Source organism: Pyxidicoccus caerfyrddinensis, assembly GCF_010894405.1.
Lineage (GTDB): Bacteria > Myxococcota > Myxococcia > Myxococcales > Myxococcaceae > Myxococcus > Myxococcus caerfyrddinensis.
This window is the reverse complement of the sequence record NZ_JAAIYA010000004.1, coordinates 493,532-508,725: the sequence shown is the minus strand read 5'-3', so window position 1 is coordinate 508,725 and position 15,194 is coordinate 493,532. Positions and strand designations below refer to the sequence as shown.

Here is a 15,194-nt window from a genome sequence, read left to right as displayed (position 1 = left end):
TCAGAAGCTGGCGCCGGACTGGAAGAGGACGCGCCCGTCGGTGGTGAACCGCTTGCAGATCATGCAGGAGTTTTCCGCCGCCGCGCCCCGGAACCGGGACAGGTCCACGCTCGCGAGCTGCTTGCCTGGCGGGTCCACCCGGGCGCCTCCCGGCTGGGTGCTGAACACCACGTCGAAGATGTAGTGCACCGCCACGGGCATCCCGTCGCGCAGGGCCGGCTCGTAGCGCCACGTGGTGAGCGTGCGGATGACGTTGTCCTCCAGGCCGCCCAGTCCCTGCAGCGACTTGCAGTCGGTGACGGAGCCCTCGGTGGTGATGGTGCAGCGGGCGACGACCGAGCCCCTGGGGAAGGCGGACACCGCGGAGCGGATGCCGTAGGTGAGGCTGGGGTAGTGGAAGCGCTCGCCGGAGACGAACCGGGGCGGGGTGATGCCGGGCCCGAGGTCCAGCACCGCGGGCCGGGACTTCTCGGCCGGAGGTGAGACGGTGACGGCGAAGTCCTCGACGGGGGCGGTGTCCGTCACGGGCGCGCCAGGCAGCGCGGGGGCGGAGGGCTCGGCGTCCAGCGAGTACGGGACGCGCGGCAACTCCGTGCGGGCAATGGCACCCGTGTCCGGGATGAGCAGCGGCACGGAGCGCGGCGAGCGGTTCTTCACGACGGGCGCGGCGGGGGCGCGCTCCTCCCTCGGCAGGCTCCGTGTGCTCGGGCGCGCCGGGCGGACGGGCGCCGGGCTCGGAGGCGCGATGAAGGTGGGGGCTAGCAGGGGCCGCTGCATGGGAGCGCTCGCCGGCAGGGCCTGCGTCGCCTCCAGGCGGGGCGCGGTGATGGACGGGGCGGGGGTGGAGGGCACCTCCGCGCGCGCGGTGTCGGGCAACTGCGAGGTGCCGAGCACCACCGCGAGCAGCGCGCTGCCGACGCCGCTGGCCAGGCGCCAGGGACGGCGCTGGACGTGGGACTCGGAAGCGACGAGGAGGCGGCGCACGCGCGTCAGCAGCGAGCCCCCGGCGACACCCAGGGCGGGCTGGGGCGAGGGCATGCCGCGGAGCTGCTCGATGTGGGCCAGGGCGCGGGCGTAGAGGTACGCGTCGCCGCAGCACTGGACGGCGAGGTCATCGGCGCAGTGCTCGCGCTCCTCGCGGATGCGGTGGGACAGCCACCAGACGGCGGGGTGGTAGAAGAGGAGGGTTTCGACGAGGGACTGGAGGAGGTTGACGAGGTAGTCGTGGCGCCGGATGTGGGCCAGCTCGTGGGCGAGGATGGCCTCGAGCTGGGAGGCGCTCAGGCCCGTCATGGCGCTGGCGGGCACGAGGATGAGGGGCCGCCACAGGCCGATGACCATGGGCACGTCGATGGAGGCGGAGGCGAGCAGGCGCACGGGCCCGGACATTCGCATGCGCACCAGGGCCTTCTCGAGCGCGTCGCGCCAGGGGCTGGCGGCCTCGAGGGTGGAGCGGCGCGACAGGCGCAGCGTCATGACCCAGGCGAGCAGGGTGCGGGAGGAGAGCAGCAGCACGCCGCAGCACCAGGCCGGCAGCAGCCAGGGGCGCAGCAGCTCCATCCAGGATGCGTCCCCGAGCTGTCCCGGCACCGTCATCACCGTCAAGGTGGCGTCGGCGGGGATGGCGGGGGACGGGGCGCCCGCGGAGATGGTCTCCGTGAAGACGAAGCGGGTGGCCTCGGCCAGGGCGGAGAAGAAGGTGACGACGGGGAGCACGGCCATGGTCAGCAGGCCGAGGCACGCGGCGGCATAGCGCGCGCGGGAGGCGCGCTCGGGGATGAGGGTCAGCCCGCACGCGACCACGAGGGCCACGGCGGCGCCCTGCCAGAGGAAGCCGAGCAGGGCCTGCTCCAGGGCGAGGAAGACGGGCTGCTGCGACAGCGTGTGCAGTGCATCCATCTTCACTTCCCCCGCCTCTCGTGCTCGTCCAGCAGCTTTCGAATCTCCGCCAGCTCCTCGGCGGACGCGCGCTTCATGGACAGCGCCTGCGCCACGACGGTGGTGGCCGAGCCGCCGAAGGCCCGGTCCATCAGGTCGCGGAGCAGGTCGCGCTGCGTGCGCTTCTCGCTGAGGGCGGCCTCATAGACATGGGTCCGCTCGCTCTCGTCGCGCTGGACGATGCCCTTCTCCGTCATGTTCTGGAGGAGCTTGAGCACGGTGGTGTAGCCCGTGTCCTTGTCCTGCGTGTCACGGAGGGACTCGTGCACCTGCCGCACCGTGCAAGGTCCCAACTTCCAGAGGACTCGCAGGATGGCCAGCTCGGCACGCGTGGGTTGCGGCGGGGCGGGGGTCATGCGGGGGAGTATTACGACGTCCGTCGTAAGAGTCAACGACGAGTGTCGTAGTTCTCCGCGCGGCGGGGAAAGTCTACGAAGCGTGTCGTATTCCGCGCAGACGGCCCGCGTCACACTCAGGGCGCGGAGTCGGCGGTGGCCGGCGCACCGGGTGCGGCGCGGAGCTTCTTGAGGTGGGTGAGGTCCTGCACGCCGTAGGACAGGAGGATGCCGGCCACGTGCCGCCCGACGAATGCGCTGGGAAGCCCGCGCGACCACGGGGGCAGGGCAGGCATCGGACTGTCGGCCGGGGGCGTGTCGTTGAGGGTGGCGCCGCGCTCCCAGAGCGTCTTCACCAGCGAGGTGGGGCAGGGCGCCGAGGCAATCGCCTCACCGAGCGCGGCGTAGGCGGGACGGAACGAGCCTTCCGCGAGCGGCTGGAGGTACCGCGCCATCCCCACCGCCTCGCTCAGGCCCGTGCACCGTGAGATGGCCGGGCCGCAGCCGCGCGCCTTCCGCGCCACCTCGACGGGAGCGGCGATGCTGGAGAAGGACATGCTGGCCCAGAAGACGCCGCGCATGCGCTCGGTCTGCTCGACGCTCATGGGCCGCCACTCCGGCGGAGGCGACTGCATGGAGTCGTGGGCCTTGCGCTCGATGCCGAGGATCGCGGTGGCAATCATTGCGCCCAGCAACGTGTCCGAGCGGTACGCAAGCCACGCCAGGTGCCGCACGTCCCGGGCCGCCTCCAGCGGCTGTCCGCTGCGGATGCCATGAATCAGCCGCAACTTCGTCCACGTCTGCAGGGGGATGAAGTTCGGCACGGCGGCCGTCAGGTGGAAGTACGGCTCCGGGAACGGGAAGGGGGTGTTGCGCAGCGTGTCCCACCGGTCAAACGCCTGGAGCTGACGCATCCACCCGAAGTCCAGGGTGGAGAAGTCCACCTCCGACGCGAGCAGCACGTCCCAGTCCTTCTTCCCCTCCAGCGAGGCGGGCACCTGGAGCGGCGAGTCCGCCGGCATCTTCGGGCCCGGCTCCCAGCCCAGCCACGCATTGAGCAGAGGCCCCGCGTCGCCCTCGGTGCGCGGCTCGTGGAACCACGGGTCCGCGGCGAGCTTCGCCTGCTCCTCGCAGAACAGGTCCACGTTCGCCGTGACGTCCGCGCTGAACGCGTCGAGCGCGGGCTCGTACTGCCTGCGCACCCACTGGTCGGCGGCCACCAGCCCGATGACCCCGAGCAACAGGATGATGCTCGCGGCCCACACCAGGACACGCACCACGCTTCCACGGGACGACCGGCGGTCTCGGTGCATTCGGAGACTTTATCCTTGCGATGCCTAAAGTAGAGTGATGGCCGACCTACGATTGATTTCCTTGAGCGGGTCGGAAGGGACTCCAAATTAAAGGCGAAGCCCCATGTGCATCGCTTCGGGATGACTATGCCTGCAGCGCTCCATTTTGCGACGTGGTCGTCTCTACACCCTCAGCTATGATGCGCTGCGAATCGATGAGTCTGCGAATCTGCTAGGTGTATATACAAGCATGGGGCATCGTTCGCGTGGGGACTTCAGTTGGAGGCTCAAGCACGGGCTCTGCGGAATCCAGCGCCCACCAAGCAGAGGTTTTCTGGCACCCTGCAGCAGCAAGCCTGCGCCAATTTAGAAAATAGGCAGAAGCAACTGCCTATCCGCTCACTCCAAGAGTTCTGGGAGCACCTGCATGGACTTCTTTCGCATTCGAAATCTTCGGAGCCTTGAAGACACAGGCAGAATCGCGCTCAAGCCCATTACAGTCTTAGTCGGGACAAACAGCTCAGGGAAGAGTTCGTTTCTGCGCTCCTTTCCATTGCTCAAGCAGAGCATAGAAACCCCCACTGATAGTCCACTGCTATGGTTCGGCAGGTATGTGGACTACGGATCGCTTAGTGACGCGGCGAATCGGGCCGCGTCCGAGAAAAGAATTGCGATTGAATTCGGTTTCAAGCTTGAGGTTCCGATGGGCTACTACATGTCCCATGAGGACTTGGACCTGTCGCCCGTCCCCATCCCAATTGCCGTTTCAATTACACTTGGCCCATCGGAAATATCAGATGGCGCTCGAATTGTTGCCTGCGACATAGAGTTTGACGGACTCCCAGTCCATCTTTCATTCAGTCAAGACACAAGAGTAACTAAGTTTACGGTCGGCGAGTTTGACGCATTGAAGGCAGGCCCCCCTCTTGCTCTCAGGCCAGCTGCCTTTATTCTTCCGTCTATATTTAGTTACGAGGATGGGGGTTTGGCTCCAGCTCGGCGAGTTGTTTTCCAGCCCTATTTCCCCGAGCACCCTCCAACGCAAGACATATTCCACTCCCCCTTTCGAGATCCCATTAGAAACGATGCCTTGAAGGATATCATTCGCCCGATGCTCCATGGGCGTGCGAGCGACGAAACGGTCGAACGGATTGCCTTGAGCCTTGCGGCTGGAACAGCTTCGTGGATGTTGGAGCACTTCAGGCGAATTTCCGCACCACCAAGTTGGTCTGCAAGTATTGCTGCTATTGGCGAGAAGTCGGAAGTGTTCCAGCGACTAAGGGAGCGAATCATCGCAAACACTATTCCGATATTTCTCGAGAAGGCCGATCAATACATTGCCGAATTTGCTGCAGGCGTGGGATACATGGGGCCGCTTCGCGCAACTGCCCAACGGTATTACAGAATACAAGACTTGGCAGTTCGTGAGGTAGACTTTCAGGGCGAGAATCTGGCGATGTTTCTTCGCTCGCTCTCAGATGCTCAGAGAGAGCAGTTTGCCTCGTTCTCGCGGAGATATTTTAACTTCGAAGTCTCACATCGCTCGAGCGGTGGTCATGTCGAGATCATCCTAAAGGAGCATGGCTCTCCTGAGGGGATAAATTTGGCCGACATGGGGTTTGGATATTCACAAGTCCTTCCCGTAATTGCACAGCTATGGTCATCAGTTCCACAAGGACGTAGGCGCGTGAAGCGGAGGCATCGGCTTCTGGCCATAGAACAGCCGGAACTCCATTTGCATCCTGCCTATCAGACAAGGCTGGCGGACATGTTGGCCGGGTTTGCCAAGAACCCCCGTCAGCCTTTGTCTCTCATTGTTGAGACTCATTCGGAATCGATAGTCAATCGGCTCGGTGAAATGGTTCGAGAAGATCGATTGCGCCCAGAGGATGTGCAGATTCTCCTCTTTTCGAAACCTCCCCGAAGCCCGGCAAGCATCATCCGCACGGCAGGGTTTCATGAGGATGGAGCGCTTAAGGACTGGCCGTACGGTTTCTTTGCGTCGGGAGCCATTGACAGCGATGTTAATTCAGGTTCGTGACGAAGTGGTGGATCTGGCCATGTCTAGCGGAGCTCCGATGGCAATCCACGATGCACTTGAGAACATGCTCCGTTCGTTCCGCGAGGGCAATCATGTGCTGTTGATTGCGCCCGACAGGATCGACCGGCTGACTAAGAACAAAAACCTATCAGCGGGAGCTCGTGGCGCCCTTCAGAAGCTGCGGTCGAGGTGGTCCGAGCTTGCGGGGCTGGGGAGAGAACTCCCGATACGGATTGAGGTGGGAACAAATAGCGATGCCGTCGGGTCAACACGGCTTGAACGCGGAACGGCCGTGGTTGAGACCTTCTATGAGTGGTTCTCTAGTTCCAGTAGAACGCAGGCAAGTAGCCTTGTTTGTGAGAATATTTCGGACGCAAGGTTCTACCTGTGTTCCGCCAGGGCATTGATTGCCCATAGGCGATGGCGTCTGAGAGTATCGGCAGAGCCCTATAACGGCGGCGGGTCCACGACAGGAGATGTCTTCCGGGAGCGGTGCGAATCCGGTCGAGTTGTGTTGTGCTTTGTTGATAGCGACAAGCGACATCCTGGCGGCCCCTTGGGTCAACGGCTAGGGCCGTCCGTGAATCGGCGGAGGGATTGGGTTTTCAACGTGCATTTGTTTTGTCGTGCAGGAATATTGAGAATACTTTCCCGGCCAGCCTTGTCCGAGCTGCGCTCAATGCCAACCCGAGTTGCATGTCAGCGGCATCGGCATATGAGCGGCTGTGTTCGATTGGTGGATCTCGCTGTTCGACATTCCGTGAGCATCTGAACTTAAAGGCAGGTCTCAAAGGGCGCGAATATCTCTCCATGAGAGATTCGACTCCGGAGAAATCGTACTGGGAGCCCGTCGTGAGCGAAGCATTAGGTCGCTGGTCAGTCAGTCTCTGTTCGCCTCCTCCGTCGTGCGAAAGTACAGATGATTGTTCGTGCGTTCTGCTTGAGGGACTTGGTCCGAATCTGCTTGCGGTTGTTTTGGATTTTGCAAGTAAACAGTCTCCACACAAGTTGGCAGAAGTCACGGGGGTGCCATTTGGTACCGCACTTGATACTGTTGCCGAGACCGTTGCTGCATGGTGCTGCGCTTTTGAGCCGTTTCTTACATAGCGCCTGCGCTGTGAGCGGCACGGAGATGCTCATCCAGAGTATCCGTCCGGCGGACGATGCGCCGCAGGGCATTGAGCGGATGACGAAGACAGGCCATCCCTCGGTGCGTGCTGAAGGGAGTTGAGAAGCCAGAGTGGCTGCGCGTTGCCGAAGAGTTCGAAGCGAGCGGGCTGACGCAGCGCGAGTTCGCCGGACGCCGGGGGCTGCGCCTGAGCACCTTGCAGTCGTGGGTCTACCGTCGCCGACGCAAGGAGAGCGCCGAGGCCCAACCGGCCGTGCGCCTGCCGCAGCAGGTGATCCGGGCACCCGCGTCGGGCGCAGCACCGCTGAAACTCGCCCTCGGCGGTGGCGTGCAGGTGCGGTTTTCGCCCGAGCTCGGACGATTGGAACGCGTACACATATTCTCTATATAGTCAACGATGTCATCGCGCAGTTCAGTCGTAGAATCCACGCCGAAAACTGTGGCGGTTTTGGATTGACTTCTGGTGTTACGCAAAAGGGACAATTTCCCCTCTACGACTCCGCGGCCAGGTCCTCGTCCTCGTCGGCCACGGCCTTCAGCGGTGCGCCGCCCTGCAGGCCGTACTCTTTGAGGCGGTACTGAATCTTCCGCACGCTGATGCCCAGCACCTCGGCCGCGCGCGACGTGGAGCCCTGCACCATCTCCAGCGTGCGGAGGATGGCCTCGCGCTCGATGGCCGCCAGCGTGGCGCCGGGGATGAGCGAGCCCGCCGAGGTGCCGGCGGGACGCGGCCCGCGCAGCACGGGAGGCAGGTCGTCCGTCGTCAACTCCTGGCCCTGCGCCAGCACCACCGCGCGCTCAATCGCGTTCTCCAGTTCGCGGATGTTGCCCGGCCAGTCATGGGACAGGAGCGCCTGGAGCGTGCCCGGCGCCAGGCCGCGCACCTCCTTGCCGTACGACTCGCCGTACTTCTCCAGGAAGTGGTTCACCAGCGCGGGGATGTCGCTCTTGCGCTCGCGCAGGGACGGCAGCGTCACGCTCACCACGTTGAGCCGGTAGTAGAGGTCCTCGCGGAACCGGCCCGCCTTCACCTCGGCGGCGAGGTCCCGGTGCGTGGCCGCGACGATGCGCACGTCCACCTTCAGCGTCTGGGTGCCGCCCACGCGCTCGAACTCGCGCGACTGCAGCACGCGCAAGAGCTTCACCTGCACCGCGGGCGAGATTTCGCCAAGCTCGTCCAGGAAGAGCGTGCCGCCGTCGGCCAGCTCGAAGCGGCCCTCCTTGCGCGCCAGCGCGCCGGTGAACGAGCCCTTCTCGTGGCCGAACAGCTCGCTCTCCAGCAGGTTCTCCGACAGCGCCGCGCAGTGCACGCGGATGAAGGGCTTGTCCTTGCGCGGAGACTCCTGGTGCAGGGCCTGGGCAATCAGCTCCTTGCCGGTGCCGGACTCGCCCAGGATGAGCACCGTGGCGCGCGTGCCCGCCGCGCGGCGGACCACGTCGTAGATGCCCTGCAGCGGCGGCGACTCGCCGATGATGTCGTGGAAGCGCTTCACCCGCGAGCGGACCTGGTCTCGCAGCGCCTCCGCCTCCTGGCGAAGGCTGCGCTTCTCCAGCGCCTTGCCCAGGATGACCAGCACCTGCTCCGCGTCCAGCGGCTTGAGCAGGAAGTTGTCCGCGCCGGACTTCATCGCCTCGACGGCGGTCTCCACGCTGGCGAAGGCCGTCATCATCACGAACGTCGCGTCGCTGCCCTGCTCGCGCGCCGTCTTCAGCAGCGTCAGGCCGTCCATCTGCGGCATGCGCACGTCGGTGAGCACCACCGCGGGGGAGAACTCGGCGATGCGGGCCAGGGCCTCGGCGCCGTTGGCGGCCTCGGCGACGTCGTAGCCCTCCTCTTGGAGGATGGTGGCAATCGCCCGGCGGGCATTGGCCTCATCGTCGACGACCAGGATTCGCTGTGGGGACATGGGGCTTTCGGGTCAGGAAGCAGGAGCGCTCGCGGAGGATGCCGAACGTGCCACACGGTGCACGTTCCACGTCTCCACCACGGGCTCGATGCGCGGCGTGAGCTGGATGATGGAGCTGGGGAAGCAGTGCGCGGGCAGCTCTGAGAAGATGAGGCGCGCGGCTTCCGCGGCCGCCTCGGTGGGGACGGCGACGTGCGGGCGGACGATGAGGTCCGTGAAGTGCGGCTGCTCGCCCGGGGTGCCCACCACGCGGGCCATGGCGGAGCTCTGGTAGAAGAGCACCGGGACGTCCGCCGCGCGTGCGCGGTCCAGGAAGGCCAGCAGCGTGCGCCCCTCCACCGCGCCCACCAGCAGGGACTCCGGGCCCCACTGGCCCGCGTCGCCCGTTCCGGGCTCCGTCAGTGGCCGGCCGATGGGCAGGGGAGGCGCCTGGTCGCTCGTCAGGACGGCGCCGCGCTCCCCCTGCCAGAAGAGGCGCGTCTCGTACTCAGTGATGGTCACGGACGACATGGGCCAACCTCCCGCTATGCCCTGGGCGGGCAGTACCCCTTCAACTCGTGTGCCGCGCCAGTGCTTCTGGAAGGACGGCCCCCTGGCACGAAGGTACAGGGGCGGGCGTGGAAGGTAGCTCATGGGAGTCCGAAGACACGTAGCACCGCGGGGCCGGTGAGGCTTACCAGCAAGCACCCGGCCAGCATGAGGGGAAACCCCAACCGCATCAGCTCGGAAGAGTCGATCCCCTCTCCCGCGGCCATGGCGTTGGGCGGGGTGCTGATGACGAAGGGGATGCCGAACGAGCACCCCAGCGCGACGAGGACGGGCGTAGACGCCGAGGGGTGGAGCTGCACCGCCAGGGGGATGAGGAGCGCCGCGGTGCCGGTGTTGCTCATCAGCGCGGACAGCGCCGCCGCCGCCACCACCAGCACGCCCAGCTGCGCCGCGACCGGCCAGCCTCCCAGGTCCGAGCCGGCCAGCGCCCGCGACACCAGGCCGGAGTGCTCCATCAGCCGGCCCAGGGCGATGCCCCCGGCGATGAGCAGCAGGGTGGACCAGTCCACCTTCCCCAGGTCCTCGCGCTCGAGCAGGCCACTGCCGAAGAGGAGCGCCGTGGCCCCCAGGGCCACCACCGGCGCGGGCACGCCGTGCAGGGGCTCGGACAGCCACGCCACCACGCAGGCCGCGCTCACCGCGAGCACCCGGCGTCCGGAGCGCGTGAGCGGCAGGGGCGCCTGGGCGGGCAGCTCCAGCCGGCCGCCCACGCGGAAGCGCAGCAGCACCAGCCCGAAGCCCAGCACCAGCATCAGCGCCGTGAGGGGCAGGGCCAGCGCCATCCACTCGGCGAAGGTGACGTGCGAGTACGCACCGGCGGCGGACACCGCGAGCGCGTTGGGGCCGCTGCCCACCGGTGTCGCCATGCCGCCGAAGTTGGCGCCCAGCGCCACGCCCAGCAGCAGGGCGGGCCGCAGCGGCGCTCCCGCGGGAGTGGCCTGGAGGATGGGCCGCAGCGCGGCCAGCATCATCGCCGCCGCGGCCACGTTGGACATCCACATGGAGAGGAAGGCCACGCCGCCCATGACGAGCAGGAGCAGCAGCCGGGGCCGCCCGCGCGACAGCCGCACCACGTGCCGGGCCACCGCGGCGTCCAGGCCGTGGCGCATGGCCGCCACCTCCAGCGTGAAGCCGCCGAGGAAGAGGACCAGCACCGGGTCCACGCCCCACGCCAGCACCGCGCCCAGGCGGTAGTCCGCGGACAGCGGGCCCATCAGCACCGGCGTGGCGCCCATCAACAGCAGGGTGGGGACGAAGGGCGGCACCACCTCCGTGAGCCACAGCACCAGGCACGCCCCGCCAATCAGCACCGCGCGCGAGGCCACCGGCCCGTCCACCCCGAGGCCGGCCACCAGCGCCACCCCCGCGAGCCCGGCCACCGCCAGCGCGGGACGCAGCCAGCCGCGGCGCGCCGGGCTCGCGTCCCCGGCAAGGGGCGCCGCGGGCGAGGCCTCGGCCGCATTCGGGGATGTGACGGGAGAGGAGGTCATGGGGCTTCACGCATCGCGGGGGACGAAGTCCCACCACGTCGGGCATACCGGAGCGGCCAGGGGCCGGGGGCAGTCCTCGCCACCGGGCTCCGACCGGAGTGCAACGGGGATGCCCGCCTTCGAGTCGGGGCGGGCGGGGACTTCAGGCGCCGAACTCGGCGGCCATCTCGCGCCGGTCCCGCTCGTCGATGAGGTACTGCGCGTACCGCACGAGGTCCGCCTCCGTGAGGATGCCCAGCAGGCCGTCGCTGGCATCCACCACCGGGAGGCAGCCGTACTTGTGCCGGAGCATCATCGCCACGGCGTCCTTCAGCGGCGTGTCCGCGCGCACCGTCTCCACATCGCGCGTCATGATGTCCGCGGCCCACAGCGGCTGCGACGCCGGGTCGCTGGTGTGCACGGCGGCCGCGCGCAGCAGGTCGCGATGGGTGACGAGCCCCACCAGCTTGCCCTGCCGCACCACGGGCAGGTGCCGGATGCGGTGGAGGCGCAGCAACTCCTCCGCCTTGGCCAGGTTCTGCGTCTCCTTGAGGGTGACCACGTCACGGGTCATCAGCTCTCCGACGATCTGCATGTGCGGCTCTCCGGGTTCGTGGTTCCTCTGACGGGCGGCTCCCATTGCATGTCCGGGGCCAGCGAGCAGTGCTCCAGGGAAACGGTGTTTCCGGCTCCCAGCGCGCGCAACGTTTGCGCGGGCCCCTGCTCACCCGCAGCCTTTGCGCCTCGATGTCCGGTGCCGGCCTCCGGACACAGCCTGGAGGGCGGTTGAAGGGCGCCGTGCTGTGCGCTAAGTGCTCACCCAGTCGCTAGGGGTGCCCCTGGAAGGGGCTGAGACGGCCGTCGGCAACGGCCAACCCTTGGAACCTGAACCGGGTCATTCCGGCGGAGGGAAGCGGCCTGGGGCCCTGCCCCTCGCCCGTCCGCCATCCGCCGCCGAGGAGATGCGAGATGAGCGGAGCGTCCAAGAGCCTGAAGGTCGATGGGAAGGTGCTGGAGGGAATCAGCCGGGGCGCGTTGCCAGCGTCGCGCAAGGTGTACGTGTCCGGCACGGTGCATCCGGACCTGCGCGTCCCCCTGAGGGAGATCAGCCAGACGCCCACGCGCCATGGCCACGGGCCGGACGCGAAGGAGACGTCCAACCCGCCCGTCCACGTCTATGACTCCAGCGGCCCGTACACGGACCCGTCGGCGCCCATCGACGTGCGCCAGGGCCTGCCCTCGGTGCGCGAGTCCTGGATTGTGGGCCGCGGCGACACGGAGGAGTTGCCCGGCATCAGCTCCGAGTACGGCCGCGTGCGCGAGGCGGACCCGCGGCTCAACGGCCTGCGCTTCAGCCACCGCCGCAAGCCCCGCGTGGCGAAGAAGGGCGGCAACGTCTCCCAATTGCACTACGCCCGGCGCGGCCTCATCACCCCGGAGATGGAGTACGTCGCCATCCGGGAGAACCTGAAGGTGGAGGCGGCGCTCTCCGCCCAGCACCCGGGCCACTCCTGGGGCGCCTCCATCCCGCGCATGATTACCCCCGAGTTCGTGCGCGACGAGGTGGCCCGCGGCCGCGCCATCATCCCCGCCAACATCAACCACCCGGAATTGGAGCCGATGATCATCGGCCGCAACTTCCTGGTGAAGATCAACGCCAACATCGGCAACTCGGCCGTCTCCTCCTCCATCGAGGAGGAGGTGGAGAAGATGGTCTGGTCCATCCGCTGGGGCGCGGACACGGTGATGGACTTGTCCACCGGCCGCAACATCCACGAGACGCGCGAGTGGATCCTCCGCAACGCCCCGGTGCCCATCGGCACGGTGCCCATCTACCAGGCGCTGGAGAAGGTGGGCGGCAAGGCGGAGGACCTCACCTGGGAATTGTTCCGCGACACGCTCATCGAGCAGGCCGAGCAGGGTGTGGACTACTTCACCATCCACGCCGGCGTGCTGCTGCGCTACGTGCCGTGGACCGCGAAGCGCCTCACCGGCATCGTCAGCCGCGGCGGCTCCATCATGGCCAAGTGGTGCCTCGCCCACCACAAGGAGAACTTCCTCTACACGCACTTCGAGGACATCTGCGAGATCATGAAGGCGTACGACGTCAGCTTCAGCCTCGGTGACGGGCTGCGGCCGGGCTCCATCGCCGATGCCAACGACGCGGCCCAGTTCGGCGAACTGGAGACGCTGGGCGAGCTGACCAAGGTCGCCTGGAAGCACGACGTGCAGACGATGATTGAAGGCCCGGGCCACGTGCCCATGCACCTCATCCAGGAGAACATGACGAAGCAGCTCGCGGTGTGCGGCGAGGCGCCCTTCTACACGCTGGGGCCCCTCACCACGGACATCGCGCCGGGGTACGACCACTTCACCAGCGGCATCGGCGCCGCGATGATTGGTTGGTTCGGCACGGCGATGCTCTGCTACGTGACGCCCAAGGAGCACCTGGGCCTGCCGGACCGCGACGACGTGAAGGAGGGTGTCATCACGTACAAGATCGCCGCCCACGCCGCGGACCTGGCCAAGGGCCACCCGGGCGCTCAGGCGCGCGACAACGCGCTGTCCAAGGCCCGCTTCGAGTTCCGCTGGGAGGACCAGTTCAACCTCTCGTTGGATCCCGAGCGCGCCCGCGCCTTCCACGACGAGACGCTGCCCGCCGAGGGCGCCAAGGTGGCGCACTTCTGCTCCATGTGCGGCCCCCAGTTCTGCTCCATGAAGATCACCCAGGACGTGCGTGACTACGCGGAGAAGCAGGGCCTCTCCGAGGCCACCGCGCTCGAGACGGGGCTCGAGGAGAAGAGCGAGGAATTCAAGAAGGCCGGCGGCCAGTTGTATCGCTGAGACCCAGGCCCGGGCCGAAAGGTGCTGGGGACGACCCGTCAGATGACCTGTCCGAGGCGTGACAATCGGATCAGGTGCATGTCATGGTAGGTGCGCAAGGGCGCGCTATTCGCGCCCCAGATATCTGGAGGGGAAAGTTCATGGAGACTCCGCCGCGCGAGCAGATGGGTTCGTACATCAGCGGTTCGCCGATGCCGACCCAGGACGAGAAGACGATGGCACTGCTGGCCCACATGGGCACCATCCTGGGCAACTTCGTGGGCCTGGGCTTCGCGGTGCCGCTGGTGCTCATGCTGACCAAGGGGAAGGAGTCCTCCTTCGTCCGCGCGCACTCGGTGGAGTCGCTGAACTTCCAGATCACCGTCCTCATCGCCGGGTTCGTCAGCGCCATCACCATCTGCATCGGCATTGGCGCCATCCTGCTGCCCGTCGTCTTCGTCGCGGCGCTGATCTTCTCCATCATCGCCGGCCTGAAGGCGAACGAGGGTCTGCTCTACAAGTACCCGGTCAACATCCGGCTGATCAAGTAGGCCGCACCGCCTCAGGCCCTCGTCACGGGGGCCTGGAGTGCACGGGCGGGCCATGCGCAAGCGCGCGGGCCCGCCCGTCGTGTTTCCGGAGTGCCGCCGCTCAGCCGCCGATGCCCATCATGGGCATCAGCGTGGCGCCGTTGCCGGGCTCGGTGAAGCGGTGCCCGTCCGGCTTGTCGCCGAGGGCTCGGCGGATGGCCACGGCCAGGTCCGCGTCGGTGGCGCCGCCGCGGATGAGCTGGTGCAGCGGGGCCTGCGCGCGTCCGCCCAGGCAGCTGCGCAAGTCACCGTTGGACGCCACGCGCACGCGGTTGCACCCGCCGCAGAAGTTCTGGGTGAGCGGGGAGATGAAGCCCACGCGGCCCGCCGGGGTGCGCCAGTAGCGCGCGGGGCCGGAGGTGAGGGAGGCCGCGGCGTCGCCCTGCTCCTCGGGCTCGGGCTCCAGCGACAGGCCCTCGGCCTGGAGCCGAGCGACGAGCTCCGCGGTGGGCACCGGCTGGCCCTGGCCGAAGGGCATCAGCTCGATGAAGCGCGGGGTGAGGCCCCGCGCGTGCGCGTACGCCACCAGGGCGCCGGCCTCGCCGTCATTCACGCCGCGCATCACCACGACGTTGAGCTTCAGTGACGCGTAGCCCGCCGCCGCCGCCGCGTCGATGCCGCGCAGGATCGCGTCGAAGTCGCCCTGCTTGGAGATGCGGCGGAACGTCTCCGGCGAGAGCGTGTCCAGGCTGATGTTGAGCTGGGTGACGCCGGCCTCGCGCAGCGGCACAGCCAGGTCCGCCAGGTGGCTGGCGTTGGTGGTGATGGCCACGTGCTGGATGCCGGGCAGCGCGGCGATGCGTCCGGACACCTCCACGATGTCCGGGCGGATGAGCGGCTCGCCGCCGGTGAGGCGCACGCGGCGGATGCCCATGCTCGCGAAGACGGAGGCGATGCGCTCGAACTCCTGCGCGGTGAGCAGGTCCTTCTTGCCGCCCCACGACGCGGGCGAGCAGTAGGTGCAGCGGAAGTTGCACCGGTCCGTGACGCTCAGCCGCAGGTACGTCATGCGGCGCCCCTGCGCGTCCAGCAGGGGCGGGGCGAGCGGGTCCAGGCGGGGCTGTGGGTCAGTGGTCGTCACGGAGCGCCTGTCCTCATAACAGCCACCCCCGGGCCGGTCA

General features: G+C 67.3%; 12 protein-coding genes and 1 riboswitch. Of the genes, 4 read left to right on the top strand and 8 right to left on the bottom strand.

Going from position 1 to position 15,194, the window contains the following annotated elements; translation table 11 throughout:
* The 3 genes from G4D86_RS12505 to G4D86_RS12495 form a co-directional block, all read right to left on the bottom strand.
* Positions 1-1,899, bottom strand: coding sequence for a M56 family metallopeptidase (locus G4D86_RS12505; RefSeq protein ID WP_163993039.1), 1,899 nt, complete (start codon positions 1,897-1,899; stop codon positions 1-3).
* Positions 1,900-1,901: 2 nt separating this feature from the next.
* Positions 1,902-2,294 (bottom strand): BlaI/MecI/CopY family transcriptional regulator, encoded by a 393-nt coding sequence (locus G4D86_RS12500; RefSeq protein ID WP_163993038.1) that lies wholly within the window; start codon positions 2,292-2,294, stop codon positions 1,902-1,904.
* A gap of 116 nt (positions 2,295-2,410) precedes the next feature.
* Positions 2,411-3,550: a hypothetical protein gene (locus G4D86_RS12495; RefSeq protein ID WP_163993036.1), complete on the bottom strand. Its 1,140-nt coding sequence runs from the start codon at positions 3,548-3,550 to the stop codon at positions 2,411-2,413.
* Positions 3,551-3,992: 442 nt separating this feature from the next.
* On the opposite strand from G4D86_RS12495, the gene G4D86_RS12490 reads away from it, so the two are divergent.
* On the top strand, positions 3,993-5,606 hold the full coding sequence (locus G4D86_RS12490; RefSeq protein WP_163993034.1) for an AAA family ATPase: 1,614 nt from the start codon (positions 3,993-3,995) through the stop codon (positions 5,604-5,606).
* Between the two features lie 1,214 nt (positions 5,607-6,820).
* The gene (gene tnpA, locus G4D86_RS12485; protein ID WP_163993031.1) at positions 6,821-7,126 is read left to right on the top strand and encodes an IS66 family insertion sequence element accessory protein TnpA; all 306 of its coding nucleotides are present in this window, start codon (positions 6,821-6,823) and stop codon (positions 7,124-7,126) included.
* Positions 7,127-7,226: 100 nt separating this feature from the next.
* Here tnpA and G4D86_RS12480 read toward each other — a convergent pair whose 3' ends face one another.
* From G4D86_RS12480 to G4D86_RS12465, 4 genes are all read right to left on the bottom strand, one after another.
* Positions 7,227-8,642 carry a sigma-54-dependent transcriptional regulator gene (locus G4D86_RS12480; protein ID WP_163993029.1) on the bottom strand — a complete coding sequence of 472 codons (1,416 nt, stop codon included), beginning with the start codon at positions 8,640-8,642 and terminating at the stop codon, positions 7,227-7,229.
* A 12-nt stretch (positions 8,643-8,654) separates the two neighbouring features.
* A complete protein-coding gene (locus G4D86_RS12475) occupies positions 8,655-9,152 on the bottom strand; it encodes an OsmC family protein (RefSeq protein WP_163993028.1) in 498 nt (165 codons plus the stop codon).
* Positions 9,153-9,271: 119 nt separating this feature from the next.
* Positions 9,272-10,681, bottom strand: coding sequence for an SLC13 family permease (locus tag G4D86_RS12470; RefSeq protein WP_163993026.1), 1,410 nt, complete (start codon positions 10,679-10,681; stop codon positions 9,272-9,274).
* A 142-nt stretch (positions 10,682-10,823) separates the two neighbouring features.
* Positions 10,824-11,255, bottom strand: a complete 432-nt coding sequence (locus G4D86_RS12465; RefSeq protein WP_163993024.1) for a CBS domain-containing protein — start codon at positions 11,253-11,255, stop codon at positions 10,824-10,826.
* Between the two features lie 224 nt (positions 11,256-11,479).
* A riboswitch (TPP riboswitch) is annotated at positions 11,480-11,589 on the top strand.
* 40 nt (positions 11,590-11,629) lie between these two features.
* Between G4D86_RS12465 and thiC the strand changes: the two genes are divergently transcribed.
* Both thiC and G4D86_RS12455 read left to right on the top strand, forming a co-directional pair.
* On the top strand, positions 11,630-13,504 hold the full coding sequence (thiC, locus tag G4D86_RS12460) for a phosphomethylpyrimidine synthase ThiC (protein WP_163993022.1): 1,875 nt from the start codon (positions 11,630-11,632) through the stop codon (positions 13,502-13,504).
* Between the two features lie 140 nt (positions 13,505-13,644).
* On the top strand, positions 13,645-14,034 hold the full coding sequence (locus G4D86_RS12455; RefSeq protein ID WP_163993020.1) for a DUF4870 domain-containing protein: 390 nt from the start codon (positions 13,645-13,647) through the stop codon (positions 14,032-14,034).
* A 100-nt stretch (positions 14,035-14,134) separates the two neighbouring features.
* Here G4D86_RS12455 and moaA read toward each other — a convergent pair whose 3' ends face one another.
* Entirely contained in the window at positions 14,135-15,154 is a 1,020-nt protein-coding gene (moaA, locus tag G4D86_RS12450; protein ID WP_163993017.1) for a GTP 3',8-cyclase MoaA, read from the bottom strand.
* Positions 15,155-15,194 lie beyond the last annotated feature (40 nt).